At 72.8% G+C, this 14,870-nt stretch carries 12 protein-coding genes and 1 pseudogene; 9 read left to right on the forward strand and 4 right to left on the reverse strand.

Features of this window, described 5'->3' with window-relative positions:
- Positions 1 to 49: 49 nt before the first annotated feature.
- From FIV44_RS26170 to FIV44_RS26190, 5 genes are read left to right on the forward strand one after another with little or no spacing between them, the layout of a single operon-like run.
- A complete protein-coding gene (locus FIV44_RS26170) occupies positions 50 to 5,854 on the forward strand; it encodes an Ig-like domain-containing protein (protein WP_141007012.1) in 5,805 nt (1,934 codons plus the stop codon).
- A 24-nt stretch (positions 5,855 to 5,878) separates the two neighbouring features.
- The gene (locus FIV44_RS26175; RefSeq protein ID WP_219996183.1) at positions 5,879 to 6,328 is read left to right on the forward strand and encodes a phage tail protein; all 450 of its coding nucleotides are present in this window, start codon (positions 5,879 to 5,881) and stop codon (positions 6,326 to 6,328) included.
- Positions 6,329 to 6,386: 58 nt separating this feature from the next.
- Positions 6,387 to 6,905 (forward strand): phage tail protein, encoded by a 519-nt coding sequence (locus FIV44_RS26180; protein WP_141007013.1) that lies wholly within the window; start codon positions 6,387 to 6,389, stop codon positions 6,903 to 6,905.
- 14 nt (positions 6,906 to 6,919) lie between these two features.
- Entirely contained in the window at positions 6,920 to 7,447 is a 528-nt protein-coding gene (locus FIV44_RS26185; RefSeq protein WP_141007014.1) for a phage tail protein, read from the forward strand.
- A gap of 12 nt (positions 7,448 to 7,459) precedes the next feature.
- A complete protein-coding gene (locus tag FIV44_RS26190; RefSeq protein ID WP_141007015.1) occupies positions 7,460 to 7,945 on the forward strand; it encodes a GNAT family N-acetyltransferase in 486 nt (161 codons plus the stop codon).
- Positions 7,946 to 7,974: 29 nt separating this feature from the next.
- On the opposite strand, the pseudogene FIV44_RS34230 reads toward FIV44_RS26190, so the two are convergent.
- Positions 7,975 to 8,282, reverse strand: a pseudogene (locus tag FIV44_RS34230) (DUF6916 family protein).
- Between the two features lie 35 nt (positions 8,283 to 8,317).
- Here FIV44_RS34230 and FIV44_RS26200 point away from each other — a divergent pair.
- The 3 genes from FIV44_RS26200 to era are packed head-to-tail and all read left to right on the forward strand — an operon-like array spanning position 8,318 to position 10,614.
- Positions 8,318 to 8,758: a DUF6916 family protein gene (locus FIV44_RS26200; RefSeq protein ID WP_141007017.1), complete on the forward strand. Its 441-nt coding sequence runs from the start codon at positions 8,318 to 8,320 to the stop codon at positions 8,756 to 8,758.
- Between the two features lie 30 nt (positions 8,759 to 8,788).
- Complete coding sequence (locus tag FIV44_RS26205; protein WP_141007018.1) at positions 8,789 to 9,580, forward strand: siderophore-interacting protein; 792 nt, start codon at positions 8,789 to 8,791, stop codon at positions 9,578 to 9,580.
- Positions 9,577 to 10,614, forward strand: coding sequence for a GTPase Era (gene era, locus FIV44_RS26210; protein WP_141007019.1), 1,038 nt, complete (start codon positions 9,577 to 9,579; stop codon positions 10,612 to 10,614). The genes FIV44_RS26205 and era overlap by 4 nt, the downstream gene beginning before the upstream one ends.
- Positions 10,615 to 10,758: 144 nt before the next feature.
- Here the strand turns inward: era and FIV44_RS26215 are convergent, their stop codons facing one another.
- The 3 genes from FIV44_RS26215 to FIV44_RS26225 all read right to left on the reverse strand — a co-directional run bounded on the left by FIV44_RS26215 (position 10,759) and on the right by FIV44_RS26225 (position 12,947).
- On the reverse strand, positions 10,759 to 11,607 hold the full coding sequence (locus tag FIV44_RS26215; protein ID WP_141007020.1) for a septum formation family protein: 849 nt from the start codon (positions 11,605 to 11,607) through the stop codon (positions 10,759 to 10,761).
- Entirely contained in the window at positions 11,600 to 12,268 is a 669-nt protein-coding gene (locus tag FIV44_RS26220) for a septum formation family protein (RefSeq protein WP_181410843.1), read from the reverse strand. Before FIV44_RS26220 ends, FIV44_RS26215 begins: the two co-directional genes overlap by 8 nt.
- A 175-nt stretch (positions 12,269 to 12,443) precedes the next feature.
- Entirely contained in the window at positions 12,444 to 12,947 is a 504-nt protein-coding gene (locus FIV44_RS26225; RefSeq protein ID WP_141007022.1) for a flavodoxin family protein, read from the reverse strand.
- A gap of 169 nt (positions 12,948 to 13,116) precedes the next feature.
- Between FIV44_RS26225 and leuA the strand changes: the two genes are divergently transcribed.
- Positions 13,117 to 14,868: a 2-isopropylmalate synthase gene (leuA, locus tag FIV44_RS26230; RefSeq protein WP_141007023.1), complete on the forward strand. Its 1,752-nt coding sequence runs from the start codon at positions 13,117 to 13,119 to the stop codon at positions 14,866 to 14,868.
- Positions 14,869 to 14,870 lie beyond the last annotated feature (2 nt).

Below are 14,870 nucleotides of genomic sequence, written 5' to 3' on the forward strand. Positions count from 1 at the left end.
GTGTCGCGTCGTGCGCACTGGAGGGGACACAACAGGCTGGGGAGCGGTCATGGCGTTCGGTCGTGCGACCACGCGTGCAGCAAGGGCGACGAGCTGGATCGGGTTGGTTGTGCTCGTGCTGGCGGCGACGCTGCCGGCGGCCGCGACGGCACCGGTGGTGCCGGCGCGCAACGCCTGCACCATCGTCGGCACCCCCGGACCGGACATCCTCGTCGGGACCCCGGGCCGGGACGTGATCTGCGGCCTCGGCGGCGACGACCGGATCTACGGCCGCGGTGGCGACGACGTGATCAGCGGCGGCCCGGGCAACGACGTGATCGACGGCGGCCCGGGCGACGACGTGATCTGGGGCAGCGGCGGCGACGACGTGCTGCGCGGGGGCGGCGGCGACGACCGGCTGTACGGCGGGCGCGGCGACGACGTCCTGCGCGGGGGCACGGGCGACGACGTGCTCCGCGGCGGTCCCGGTGACGACCGGCTGTACGGCGGCCGCGGCGCGGACATCCTCCGCGGCGGACGCGGGAACGACCGGCTCGACGGCGGTCCCGGCCCGGACCGCCTGGGCTGCGGTCCCGGCGCCGACACGGTCGTGACCACCCAGGGCGACAAGACGAACGGCAGCTGCGCCGACCGGACCGACCCGCAGCCCCCGCCGCGGCAGCCCGGCGCACCCGTCGCCGTGCCCGACACCGTCGGCACGGACGAGGACACCCTGCTCGAGCTGCCGGTCAGCGGACCGGGCAGCCCGGCCGCCAACGACACCGATCCCGACGGGGACCCGCTCACCGTGATCGCGGTGGTGAACCCGGTCGGCGGGACCGTCGAGATCGTCGGCACGGTGATCCGGTTCGACCCGACGCCGGATCTCTGCGGCCCCGGCGCCGGCGGCTTCGACTACACCGTCGCCGACGGCACCGGGCGCACCGACGTCGGCCGGGTCACCGTCGACATCGCCTGCCTGCCCGACGACCCCACGGCGGACGACGACACCGCGACGGTGGACGAGGACGCGCCGGCCACGGCGATCGACGTCCTCGCCAACGATGCCGACGCCGACGGCGATCCGCTCGTCATCGGCGCGGTCACCCAGCCGGCCCACGGCACGGTCGTGGTCACGGGCGGTGGCTCGGGCCTGACCTACGAGCCGGACCCCGACTACTGCAACACCCCGCCCGGCACCGACCCGGACACCTTCACCTACACGCTCACGCCCGGTGGCGCGACGGCCACGGTGACCGTCGCGGTCACCTGCGTCGACGACGCGCCGGTCGCGGTGGACGACACCGCGACGGTGACCGAGGACGACCCGGCCACCGCGATCGACGTCCTCGCCAACGACACCGACGCCGACGGCGACCCGTTCACCATCGGCGCGGTGACCCAGCCGGCCCACGGCACCGTCGTCATCACCGGTGGCGGCACCGGGCTGACCTACGTCCCGGACCCGGACTACTGCAACACCCCGCCCGGCACCGACCCGGACACCTTCACCTACACGCTCAGCCCCGGCGGCGCCGAGGCGACCGTCGCCGTCGCGGTCACCTGCGTCGACGACGCGCCGGTCGCGGTGGACGACACCGCGACGGTGACCGAGGACGACCCGGCCACCGCGATCGACGTCCTCGCCAACGACAGCGACGCCGACGGCGACCCGCTCGTCATCGGCGCGGTGACCCAGTCGGCCCACGGCACCGTCGTCATCACCGGTGGCGGCACCGGGCTGACCTACGAGCCCGACCCGGACTACTGCAACACCCCGCCCGGCACCGACCCGGACGTCTTCACCTACACGCTGGCGGGTGGCCCGAGCGCGACCGTCGCGGTCGCCGTCACCTGCGTGGAGGACCTGTCCGAGGCCGTCGACGACCACGCGACCACCGACGAGGACACCTCGGTGATCATCGTCGTGCTCGCCAACGACGTCATCGGCGACACCCCGCCCTCGGTCACGGCCGTGACCCATCCCGCGCACGGCACCGCCACCACGAACGGCGCGACGGTCACCTACGAGCCGGACGCCGACTACTGCAACACCCCGCCGGGCACCGACCCGGACAGCTTCACCTACACGATCACCGGCGGCTCGACCGCCACGGTCACGGTCGCCGTCACCTGCGTCGCGGACGACCCGGTCGCGGTCGACGACAGCGCCACCCTCACCGAGGACGACGACGCCACCGCGATCGACGTCCTCGCCAACGACCGGGACCCCGACGGCGTCGGGCTCGCGATCACCGCCGCCACCCAGCCGGCCAACGGCACCGTCGTGATCACCGGCGGCGGCACCGGGCTGACCTACCGGCCGGACGCCGACTACTGCAACGACCCGCCGGCGCTCCCCGACACCTTCGACTACACGATCACCGGCGGCTCGACCGCCACCGTGTCGGTCGCCGTCACCTGCGTCATCGACCCCGCCGTCGCCCACGCCGACAGCGCGTCGACCATCGAGGACGTCGCGGTCACCATCGACGTGCTCGCCAACGACACCCTCGGCGACGTCAGCCCGGTGGTCACGCTGCTCGGCCAGCCCGCGCACGGCACCACCTCGATGACCGGCACCCAGGTGCGGTACGTGCCCGACGCCGACTACTGCAACGACCCGCCCGGCACGACGCTCGACAACTTCGTCTACACGATCACCGGCGGCTCGAGCGCCACGGTGACGGTCACCGTCACCTGCGTGAACGATGCGCCGGTCGCCGCCGACGCGACCTTCACCGGCGCCTCCGGCGCGGTCGGCAACACCGTGCTGGTCGTCGACGACGCGACCGACGCCGCTCCGGCCGTGGCCGGGCCGCACAAGACCGTGACCGGCGACCTCCTCGCCGGCGCCTCGGACGTCGAGACGCCCGGTTCCCTCGCCGTCGTCGCCGCGACCACCGGCACCACCCAGGGCGGCTCGGTCACCCTGCAGGAGGACGGCGACTTCGTCTACACCCCGCCGGCCGGCTGCACCGTCGCGAGCGACACCTTCGCCTACACCGTCACCGACCAGGACCCGGCGGGCGCGCTGACCGGCACCGGCACCGTCACGGTCCAGATCAGCGGATGCGTCTGGTACGTCGCCAACGACGCCACCGGCGACGACGCCGGCACCTCCTCGGAGCCCTTCGCGACCCTCGCCCAGGCGGCGGCCGCCTCCGCGGCGGGCCAGACCATCCACGTCGCGGGCGGCGACGGCACGACCACCGGCTACACGACCGGCATCACGCTCAAGACCGGTCAGCGCCTCGTCGGTGCGGCGGCCGACCTCGTCGTCGGCGGCAGCACCCTCGCGACCGGCGCGCCGGGCGCCCGCCCGGTGCTCACCGCCACCATGGGGGACGTCGTCACGCTGGCCTCCGGAGCGACGGTCACCGGCGTGCGCCTCGACCCGTCCGGCGCGTCCAGCGCCATCGCGGGCGGCAGCGGCGTCAGCAGCGGTGTCCTCGCCGACGTCCGGATCATCGACACGGGCGCGGCGGGCACGAAGCCGGGGATCAACCTCGCGAGCACCACCGGGACCTTCACCGTCACCGACCTCGCCGTCGACAACACCGCCGCCAGCGGTACGACGGACGGCTCGGTCGGCGTCCAGCTCAGCTCCGCCGGCGCGGTGCTCTTCGACCCCGCCGGCACCATCCGCCTCGACGTCAAGGGCGCCAAGGCCCTCGCGGCGACCGGCACCGCCCTCACCGGCAGCGTCCTCGACACCGTGAGCGTCACCGGCTCCGCCAGCGGCGGGATCAGCCTCGTCAACACCACCGGCGCGGTCACCTTCACCGACCTCGCCCTGCAGACCACGGGCGGGACCGCCTTCGCCCTGCAGGGGACGGGCGCGGTCACCGTGCCGTCGAGCGGCACCGCCACGATCGCCGCGGCGAACGGGCCGGCCGTCGACATCGCCACCGCGGCGAACCCGGCGCTGAGCTTCGACAGCGTCAGCTCGACGAACAGCACCACCCGCGGGATCCGGCTCAGCGGCCTCGGCAGCGGGTCGTTCTCGGGCGGCAGCGGAAGCATCACCGGCCACGCCCAGGGCGCCTTCGTCGTCGAGGGCGGCAGCGGCGCGATCACCTACGACGGCACCATCGGCGACGGCCCCGGACGCTCGCTCGAGGTCTCCGGCCGCACCGGCGGCACCGTCGCGATCACCCAGCCGATCGCCGACGCCGCCGGCGCGGGCGGCGGCCTGGTCGTCAGCGGCAACAGCGGCGGCAGCACCCTCCTGAGCGGACAGGGCACCACCCTGAGCACCGGCACCGCCGACGCGGTCGTGTTCACCGCGAACGGCACCGGCGCCGGGCACACCCTCGGCCTCACCGGCGGCGGTCTCGTCATCACCACGTCGATCGGCAGGGGCATCGAGGCGAACGGCGGTGGCACCCTGGCCGTCACCGGCGCCGGCAACCGGATCACCAGCGGCACCGGCCGCGCGCTCGGCGTCTCCGCCACCCGGATCGACGCCGCCGGCCTCGTCTTCGAGCGGATCAGCGCCGCCGGCGCCCCCAACGGCATCGTGCTCGCGGGCACCGGCGACGCCGGCTCGCTCCAGGTCACCGGATCCGGCGGGACCTGCGCCGCGGGCAGCACCGCGGGTTGCTCGGGCGGCGTCATCACCGCGAGCGCCGGCGGCGACGACGCCGGCACCGCGCCGGTCGGCACCGGCATCGTGCTCACCGACACCAAGGCGCCGTCGCTGACCCGGATGTGGGTCCACGACGCCACCAACTACGGCATCCGCGGCGACCGCACCCGTGGCCTCACGCTGACCCACAGTGTCGTCGACGGCACGCTCGGCACCACCACCGCGACCCCGTACGACGACTCGGCGGTCCTCCTCACCAACCTCTCCGGCACGGCGTCGATCACCGACACGGCGATCGCCGGCGGGCTCGAGGACTCGCTGCGGGTCAGCAACACGAACACCGACCTGCAGCGCCTCACGCTCACCCGGGTCGCGTTCACCCGCAACGGCGCGAGCCCGCAGAACGACGCCATCGCACTGGAGTCCAGCGGGACCGGCAGCTTCCCGGTCACCGTGGCGAGCAGCAGCGTCCAGGGCGCGGCCGGGGACGTCCTCCAGTACAGCCACACGGCCTCCGGCGCCGGCGACCTCGTGCTGACGGGCAACACCTTCGCCAACGACCACCCGGCCATCGCCACCGGTGGCGGCGGTGTGACGATCTACCAGGACGGCGCGGCCGGCAGCACGACCATGGACATCACCGGCAACACCTTCCGCGGCGCGGTCGGCGCCGGCGTCCTGGTCGCCAAGGGTCAGGGGGCCGCCCACCAGACGGGCAGCTTCGGCGACAACGACCTCGGCGCGGCCGGCGTACCCGACTCGGGATCGGTCTCCGGCTCGGCGCTCAAGCTGCAGCAGCTCGGCGGCGGCTCCCTCGCGTGGACCGTCACCGGCAACCGGATCCGCGGCTACAACAACTACGGCATCGAGGTCCTCGCGGGAGGCGGCGGCGTGACGCAGTCCGGCAGCGTCAGCACCGTGGTCACCGGGAACACCATCACCGAGCCGGGCAACGCACCCGGCACCGGTGCCCTGCCGAAGCAGGGCGTCCACTACAACATCGGCACCTTCCCGGGCGACTCCTTCGACGTGTGCGCCGACGTCCGCGGCAACGTCCTCGACGCCAGCGGCGCCGTCGTGTACCCCGCCAACGGACTGGTCACCGACGTCGTGCTCCGCCAGCGGCAGAACACGACCATCCGGGTGCCCGGCCTCGTCGGCACCGGCACGGCCGCCGTCCAGTCCTGGATCGCGGCCCAGAACCCGACCGGTCCGCCCGTCGTCCACGCCAGCGCGTCGGGCACCGGCGGCGGCTTCGTCGCGACCGGATGCCCCACCCCATGAACCCGCGACCCACCAGGAGAGCCCGTGGCTGAGCCGTTCCTCGCCGAGATCCGGCTGATGTCCTTCGTCTTCGCGCCGAAGGGCTGGGCGCTGTGCAACGGCCAGCTGCTGCCGATCAACCAGAACCAGGCGCTGTTCTCGCTGCTGGGCACCACCTTCGGCGGCAACGGGCAGACGACCTTCGCGCTGCCCGACCTGCGCGGGCGCACTCCGATCCACGTCGACGCGTGGCACTCCCTCGGGCAGTCCGGCGGCGCGGCGGCCCACACGCTCAGCGTGAGCGAGCTGCCCCAGCACACCCACCGGGTCGCCGTCTCGACGGCGGCGACGGGCGGCACGGCGATCCCGGCCGACGCCTTCCTCGGTGGCGGCAACAACGCGTACCGTCCGGGCCCGGCCAGCACGACGCTGCACCCCAGACGGTCGGCGCCCTCGGCGGCTCCCAGGCCCACCAGAACATGCAGCCCTTCCTGACCCTGAGCTTCTGCATCGCGCTGCAGGGCATCTTCCCGAGCCCGAACTAGGAGCAGTCGTGGCCCAACCCTATGTCGGCGAGATCCGCATGTTCGGCGGCAACTTCGCCCCCGCAGGCTGGATGTTCTGCGAGGGACAGCTGCTGCCGATCTCCGAGAACGAGACCCTCTTCCAGCTCCTCGGCACGACCTACGGCGGCGACGGGCAGAGCACCTTCGCGCTGCCCGACCTGCGCGGTCGGATCCCGATCCACCAGGGCACCGGCGGGGGAGGCAGCTACCTCCTCGCCGAGACCGGCGGCGCCGAGGAGGTCACGCTCACCCAGCAGCAGCTGCCCGGCCACCAGCACTCCCTGCTCGGGGTCCAGGGGAAGCCCGGCACCCAGGTCAGCCCGGCCGGCAACCTGCCCGCGATGTCGCTGAACGTCGTGCCGTACGTCAACGACGTCCCGGCCACGAACCTCAACCCGGCGGCCATCACCGCGGCGGGCGGCAGCCAGCCGCACGCCAACATGCAGCCGTACCTCTGCGTCAGCTTCATCATCTCCCTCTACGGGATCTTCCCCTCGCCCACGTAGGAGCAGGACACGTCATGGCAGACCCCTTCGTTGCGGAGATCCGCATCTTCCCCTTCAACTTCGCCCCGCGCGGCTGGGCGTGGTGCGACGGCCAGCTGCTGCCGCTGTCGCAGAACACCGCGCTGTTCTCGCTCCTCGGCACGACATACGGCGGCAACGGCCAGTCGAACTTCGCGCTCCCCGACCTGCACGGCCGGGCGCCGATGCACCCCGGACAGGGCCCGGGACTGAGCCTGCACGACCTCGGCGAGACCGGCGGCTCGGAGACGGTGACCCTCCTGGAGTCGGAGATCCCGTCGCACACCCACCCGCTGCGGGCCAACACCGACGGCGTGGCGGACACCAGCGCGCCCAGCGCCGCGGCCGCCTTCGCGCCGTCCTCGGGCGGCACCCTCTACCAGTCCACGGCCACCGGCGGCGAGTACCTCGCGGCCGAGGCGCTGAGTCCCGCCGGCAGCAGCCAGCCGCACAACAACATGCAGCCGTACCTCACCTTCTACTTCTGCATCGCCCTCCAGGGCGTGTACCCGCCGCGGAGCTGAGAGGAGCAGGGCATGGGCACGACGGTCCTCGACCCGGTGGTGCTGCGTCCGGTCACGGACACCGACGACGCGTTCCTGCTGGCGCTCTACGGCGAGATCCGCGCCGCCGAGCTCGACCAGGTCGCCTGGGAGCCGGGCCAGCGCGAGGCGTTCCTGCGGATGCAGCTGGACCTGCAGACGTCCCAGTACCGCGCCGCGCACCCGCAGGGCAGCTTCGACCTGGTCGAGGTCGAGGGCCGGCCCGCCGGCCGGCTCTACGTCAGCCGCCGGCCCGACGACATCCGGATCGTCGACGTCGCGCTGACCGCGGAGTTCCGCGGCCGCGGCATCGGGGGAGCCCTGGTGTCCCGGGTGATCGACGAGGCGACGGCGTCCGGCCGGTCGACGAGCATCCACGTCGAGGTGCACAACCCCGCGGCCCGCCTCTACCAGCGGCTCGGCTTCCGCCCCGTCGCCCGGCGCGGGGTCTACGTGCTGATGGAACGGAGCCCGTCGTGAGCCCCTGGAGCCCCCGCGCGGCGGGACGCTCAGGCGAAGGCGGCCTCGTAGCGCATCGCGCCGTCCTGCGGGCCGAGCGGGACCAGGAACAGCTCGAGGCCGCCGAGCCCGGCGTGGCTGACGGCCCACGTGGCCTGCGTCAGGGTCGGCGCCGTGGGCCGGTGAAGACCAGCGAGAACTGGTCGCGCGGCGTACCGTCCGGCCCGGTCCCGCCCGGCACGCCCGTCGTGGACGCCTCGCGCAGGACCAGGGTCAGCGCGCCCCCGTCCGGCAGGGCGACCTCGAACGGGTCGCCCACCAGTCCGGAGAAGTCCTCGACGTCGAACCACGCAGTCACAACCGCCAGCCTAGTGCCGTCGCCAGGAGCATCCGATGACCGACCTGACCCGCCGTACCGTCCTCGCCACCGGGGCCACCGGCGCGGCCGTGGCCGTCGTCGGCCTCCCCACGCCCGGCCTCGCCGTCGCCGCTCCGCAGGCGGCGGCGGCCCCGGCCGTCGCGGCCGCGCCGCGCGCCTACACCCGCAACGCCAAGCTGTACCGCCGCAAGCGCTTCAAGAAGCAGCGCAAGGCGCGGTTCAAGGTCGTCGGCCCCGGCGTGCGGCTGAAGATGAAGCTGGTCGACGTCTCCAACATCCCGCTGGTCACCCGCGGCTCGAACCGCAGCTTCGAGCTCACCTTCACCACCCGGCGCCCCGGCCCCGGACAGGGCACCTACACGGTGAAGCGGCGCAAGTTCAAGGCCACCTCGCTGTTCCTCGTCCCGACCGACGCCTCCCACCGCAGGTACCGCGCCACCATCAACAACCGCTGACTGGGTGTCCGCGACCGCTAGCCTGGGCGGGTGAGCACCCGGGCCCAGCAGTACGACGCCACGGTCCGCGGCCGTGAGCAGCTGACGCCGCACCTGGTGCGGCTGACCCTCGACGTCCCGGGCTTCGCCTCGACCGGCATCTCCGACGAGTGGATCGGCCTGGTGGTGCCCGGCCAGTTCCAGAGCCGCTACTACACGGTGCGCTCGCTCGACGCCGGCGCGATGGTGCTCGACATCGTGGTCCACGACGTCGGGCTGGTCACCGAGTGGGCGTCCGGTGGCTCGGGCGACCCCGACGACGTGGTCGGCCAGCAGGTCGTCCTCACCGAGGCCAAGGGCTCCTTCCTGCCGCCGGACGACGCCGGGTGGCTGCTGCTGGTCGGCGACCTCACCGCGCTGCCCGCGATGGCGCGGATCGCCGTCGAGCACGGCGACCGGCTGCCGGTGCGGATCCATGCCGAGGTGCCCGCCGACTCGCGGATCCCCGGCTACTTCCCCGACACCGCCGACGTCACCTGGCTGCCGCTCGACGGGGAGAGCCGGCTCGCCGAGGTCGTGGAGGAGCTCGACTGGCCCGACGGCCCGGGCTACTTCTGGATGGCCGGCGAGTCCGCCCAGATGCGGGCCATCCGCAAGCACCTGATGCGCGAGCGCAGGCTCCCCAGCACCCACTACGACGTGATGGGCTACTGGCGCTCGGTCGCCAAGCGCCAGCCGCGTGCCGTCGACCCCGGCCCGATCTGGCGCGCCGGCAAGGCCGCGGGGAAGTCCGACGAGGAGATCTGGGCCGACTACGACGCCGCCCGGGAGGCACAGGGATGAGCGAGCACGACGACGAGCTGGACGAGCTGGACGAGTTCGACGAGGACTTCGGGGCGCTGCCGCCGCCGGCGGCGCCGGTGGCGCCGGTGGCGCCGGTGTTCGGCACCGGCGACGTCCCCGAGGGCTACCGCAGCGGCTTCGCCTGCTTCGTCGGGCGCCCCAATGTCGGCAAGTCCACGCTGACCAACGCGCTGGTCGGCCAGAAGATCGTGATCACCTCCGACAAGCCGCAGACGACCCGCACCGTCGTCCGCGGCATCGTGCACCGCCCCGACGGCCAGCTCGTCCTCGTCGACACCCCCGGCCTGCACCGCCCCCGCACCCTGCTGGGGGAGCGGCTCAACGACCTGGTGAGGACGACCTGGGCCGAGGTCGACGTCGTCGCCGTCTGCTTCCCCGCCGACGAGCGGATCGGCCCCGGCGACACCTTCCTCGTCAACGAGCTGGCCAAGGTCCGGCGTACCACCAAGATCGCGGTCGCCACCAAGACCGACCTCGCCTCCCCGGAGCGGATCGGCGAGCACCTGCTCGACATCGCCGAGCTCGGCCGCACCACCGGCACCGAGTGGGCCGAGATCGTCCCCGTCTCCTCCGTCGCCGGCGACCAGATCTCCCTCCTGGGCGACCTGCTCGTCGGCCTGATGCCCGAGGGCCCGCCGCTCTACCCCGACGGCGACCTCACCGACGCCCCCGAGGAGATCCTCGCCGCCGAGCTGATCCGCGAGGCCGCCCTCGACGGCGTCCGCGACGAGCTCCCGCACTCCATCGCCGTCGTCGTCGAGGAGATGGGCCTGCGCGAGGGTCGCCCCGACGACAAGCCGCTGCTCGACATCCACGCCAACCTGTACGTCGAGCGCGACTCGCAGAAGGGCATCGTCATCGGCCGCAAGGGCGCCCGCCTGCGCCAGGTCGGCACCGCCGCCCGTCAGCAGATCGAGGCCCTCCTCGGCACCCCGGTCTACCTCGACCTCCACGTCAAGATCGCCAAGGACTGGCAGCGGGACCCCCGTCAGCTGCGCAAGCTGGGCTTCTAGGCTGCGTGACCCCTTGCCTGTCTCGTCGGGTGAGATTGGTGAGTCTTTGCGTTTGGGCAGAGACTGCATGTCCCGTCGCCGAAATCACCCGGTTTGGTCCCCAACCGCAACATTTCAGAACCCCGCGTCAGATTGTGAACAGCGTTAATCAGCCGTCCAGCACCGACCGAACTTCTGGCCCATGGCCCACTGCTCCTTGGTCGGCCACTCATAGCCCCACTGGAAGGTGAGCGGGTCCTCGGCGACGTCGGCGGCGGCGTCCTCGCAGCGCGTCCGGCCGGCGGCACGGACCTTCTTGACCCCGGGGTACTTGACCGCCTCGAAGGCGACGACGTCGATCGCGCGCCACGAGTGCTTCGCCGAGCAGCGGACCCGCTCGAAGTCCTCGGCGTCGGGGGCGGCGGTGCCGCACATGGCGTACTTGTTCGGGACGCCCTCGCCCGCGAGCGCCCCCTCCAGGTCGCCGTCGAGGTCGGCGAGCCGCGAGGCGCCGTCGAGGAGGACCGCGTCGCAGCGGTACCACGTGGCGCCGGCGTCGGACTGCTCCACGGTCGGGGTGAACCAGATCGAGCGGATCATGCTCAGCCGGAGGTCGGTGAGCGTGCCGCCGACGTAGCTCAGCAGCTGGGTGGGGCAGGCCGAGGACACCTGGGCCTGGACCTTCTCGGAGTCGACGGCGAGCAGGTGGCCGTCGACGAAGGCGTCGATGGTGCCGATCGCGAAGGTCACGCTGGTGTGGGGCTGCTCGCAGTCCACGGCCTCGACCTCGGAGGTGGGCGCGACGGCGGCGTCGTACGGCAGCGGGTAGCAGGCGCCTGCGGTGGGGCCGGGATCGGGGGCCGCCGCCGGGGCCTGCGTGGACGGCGCGGTCGGGGGCGGCTCCTTCTCCTCCCCGCCGCCGCTGCACGCGACGAGGCCGGTCAGCGCGAGCAGGGCAGCGCCGGCGTTGGCCGCGCGTCGTACCCGGCGAAGGCTCCCCGTCACGTCACTCACCCGTCCTCGCCCAGCACACCGACCGCCGGATGCCGGCGTCCCACTCCGCCTTGTGGAAGAAGGTGAAGCCGTACTCGAACTCGGCCGGGTAGTTCAGCCACGCCTTGACCGAGGTGGCGCAGAAGGAGCGGGTGCGGCTCTCCATCACCCGGTCGCCGGGGTACTCGTCCTCGGGCTGCCCGAGCTTCACCGTCGTCACCGCGCGCCAGTCGTGCTTCTGCGAGCACGGCACCTTCTCGCCCTCGCCGACCGACGGGCCGCGCGCGCAGCTGAGCCACACGTCCGGCGGCCGCCCGGCGAGCATGCCCTCGGCGGTCTCCGGCAGGGGACGGTACGACGTGCTCGCGGTGCTCCCGCCCAGCACGTCGCAGCGGTACCAGCGGGCGCCCTTCTTCCACGCCTTCTCCGACGGCCGGAACCAGGCCCAGCTCAGTGTGGTGCGCAGCACCAGGCTCTCGTCGGCGCCGACGAACTTGGCGAACGCGGTCGAGCAGGTGCGGTAGGCGAACGCGCCGAGGCTCGCGTCGTCGTACTCGACGTCGTCGAACTCCGCGGGCAGCTTCCCGGTCGCGAAGGTCTCGGCGGTGTGCTCCTCCGAGCACGGCACGGTCTTGGTCGCGTTGGCCGGCAGGGCGACGTCTTCGGGGTCAGCGAGCGGCACACGCCGCTCTCGGGCATCTCCACGGAGTCGACCAGGTCGTCGTCGGTGTTGCCGCCCTGGCTCTCGGAGCCGCAGGACGCGAGGACCGGCGCCAGCAGCGCGAGCGCGAGCACCACGACGACACGGTGCAGCACGCGATCCAGCCCCTCTCGTGACGTCGATGGTCGGTCGGCGATCAGTCGGTCAGAAGTGCCGCGATCGTAGCGCCCAGCGCATAGGCCGCCTCGAGCGCCGCGTCGTCGACGGTACCGAGCACCCCGAGCACGTCGTACCCCTGCCGCCAGCCCAGCGCGCCCACGATCGACCGCACCGACCGCTCCGCGCCGGTGAGGTCGTAGCGGCCGTGCAGCCACAGCCCGTACGGCCGCCCGGTGGTCGCCCCGGCGCCGTCGGCCGGGGCGCCGGACGGGTCGAGGGCGCCGCCGACGGCGAGGAAGGTCGAGTCGAAGAAGTGCTTGAGGGCGCCGCTCATGTACCCGAAGTTCGCGGTCGTGCCGAGCACGTAGCCGTCGGCCGCCAGCACGTCGTCCGCGGTCGCCTCCAGCGCCGGCCGTACGACGACCTCGACGCCACCGCCGGCGACCTGGACGTCGTCGTCGTGGGCGCCGGCGACCACCTGCTCGAGCAGCGCCCGCATCGAGCGGCTGGGGGAGTGGTGGACGATCAGCAGGCTCGGCACCCGGCCAGCCTACGGAGCGGCCGGCGCCGCGGTGCTGCTAGAGTGGCTGCCGTCATGACGCGAGTTCTGCTTCTTAGCGGCCGCAGCGAGGTCTGATCTGCCGGACCCCTCGCTGCGGAGTGAGTCGCGCGCCCGGCGCCCATCTCGAAACTCACGAACCGAGGAAGTCATGACCACCAACGCACGGCCGAGCGTCACCGTCCCGAGCCAGCAGCCCAGCGGGATGCCCTACCACCGCTACACCGCCTTCGAGCCCGTCACCGTGCCGGACCGCACCTGGCCGGACCGGAAGATCACCCGCGCCCCCCGGTGGCTCTCCACCGACCTGCGCGACGGCAACCAGGCGCTCATCGACCCGATGAGCCCCTCGCGCAAGATGAAGATGTTCGAGCTCCTGGTGGGGATGGGCTACAAGGAGATCGAGGTCGGGTTCCCGGCCGCGAGCCAGACCGACTTCGACTTCGTGCGCCAGCTCGTCACCGAGGACCGGGTCCCCGACGACGTACGCATCTCGGTGCTGACCCAGGCCCGCGAGGACCTGATCGCCCGCACCGTCGAGTCGCTCGTCGGCGCCGACAAGGCGACCGTCCACCTCTACAACGCGACCGCCCCGCTGTTCCAGCGGGTCGTCTTCGGCGTCACCGAGGCCGAGTGCATCGCGATCGCGACCCGCGGCACCGAGTGGGTGATGAAGTACGCCGACCAGCTGCTCGACGGCACCGACTTCGGCTACCAGTACAGCCCGGAGATCTTCACCCAGACGCCCACCGACTTCGCGATCGAGGTCTGTGAGCGGGTCTCCGACGTGTGGCAGCCGGAGGAGGGGCGCGAGATCATCCTCAACCTGCCCGCGACGGTCGAGATGTCGACGCCCAACACCTACGCCGACCAGATCGAGTACTTCGGGCGCCACCTGACCCGCCGCGCCCACTCGATCATCAGCCTGCACCCCCACAACGACCGGGGTACGGCGGTCGCCGCGACCGAGCTCGCGCTGATGGCCGGCGCCGACCGGGTCGAGGGCTGCCTGTTCGGCCACGGCGAGCGCACCGGCAACGTCGACCTGGTCACCCTCGGCATGAACCTGTTCAGCCAGGGCATCGACCCGCAGGTCGACTTCTCCGAGATCGACGAGGTCCGCCGCACGGTCGAGTACTGCACCCAGCTGCCCGTCCACCCGCGGCACCCCTGGGCCGGCGACCTGGTCTACACCGCGTTCTCCGGCTCCCACCAGGACGCCATCAAGAAGGGCCTGGAGGACCTCGACCGGATCGCGGCCGAGCAGGGCAAGCCGGTCAGCGAGATCCCGTGGGAGGCGCCGTACCTGCCGATCGACCCCAAGGACGTCGGCCGCACCTACGAGGCGGTCATCCGGGTCAACAGCCAGTCCGGCAAGGGCGGCGTCGCGTACGTCCTCAAGGCCGAGCACAGCCTGGACCTGCCGCGCCGTGCCCAGATCGAGTTCAGCCGGGTGATCCAGCAGCACACCGACACCCAGGGCGGCGAGGTCACGCCGGAGGACATCTGGACGATCTTCCGCGCGGAGTACCTCGACCGCGAGGAGCCCTACAGCCTGGTGTCGTTCTCCTCGACGACCGACGAGGAGGGCGACGACCGCCAGGAGGTGCGCCTCGTCGTCCGCGGTGAGGAGATCGCGTTCACCGGCATGGGCAACGGCCCGGTCGCCGCGTTCGTCGACGGCATGCGCCAGGCGGGCGCCGACATCCGCGTGCTCGACTACGCCGAGCACGCGCTCTCGTCGGGCGGCGACGCCGTCGCCGCGGCGTACGTCGAGTGCGAGATCGCCGGCGAGATCGTCTGGGGCATCGGCATCCACCACAACATCGTCACGGCCTCGCTCCGTGCGGTGGTGTGCGCCGCCAACCGCGCGCAGGCGATCACGATCCCGGCGGGCGGCTGAGC

It is taken from the genome of Nocardioides humi, assembly GCF_006494775.1.
GTDB classification, from domain to species: Bacteria; Actinomycetota; Actinomycetes; order Propionibacteriales; family Nocardioidaceae; genus Nocardioides; species Nocardioides humi.

What these genes read in the sequence shown, in the direction of transcription:
- FIV44_RS26170 (WP_141007012.1), top strand. Translation starts at nt 50, where the DNA reads ATGGCGTTCGGTCGTGCGACCACGCGTGCAGCAAGGGCGACGAGCTGG.
- FIV44_RS26185 (WP_141007014.1), top strand. Translation starts at nt 6,920, where the DNA reads ATGGCAGACCCCTTCGTTGCGGAGATCCGCATCTTCCCCTTCAACTTC.
- FIV44_RS26190 (WP_141007015.1), top strand. Translation starts at nt 7,460, where the DNA reads ATGGGCACGACGGTCCTCGACCCGGTGGTGCTGCGTCCGGTCACGGAC.
- FIV44_RS26200 (WP_141007017.1), top strand. Translation starts at nt 8,318, where the DNA reads ATGACCGACCTGACCCGCCGTACCGTCCTCGCCACCGGGGCCACCGGC.
- era (WP_141007019.1), top strand. Translation starts at nt 9,577, where the DNA reads ATGAGCGAGCACGACGACGAGCTGGACGAGCTGGACGAGTTCGACGAG.
- leuA (WP_141007023.1), top strand. Translation starts at nt 13,117, where the DNA reads ATGACCACCAACGCACGGCCGAGCGTCACCGTCCCGAGCCAGCAGCCC.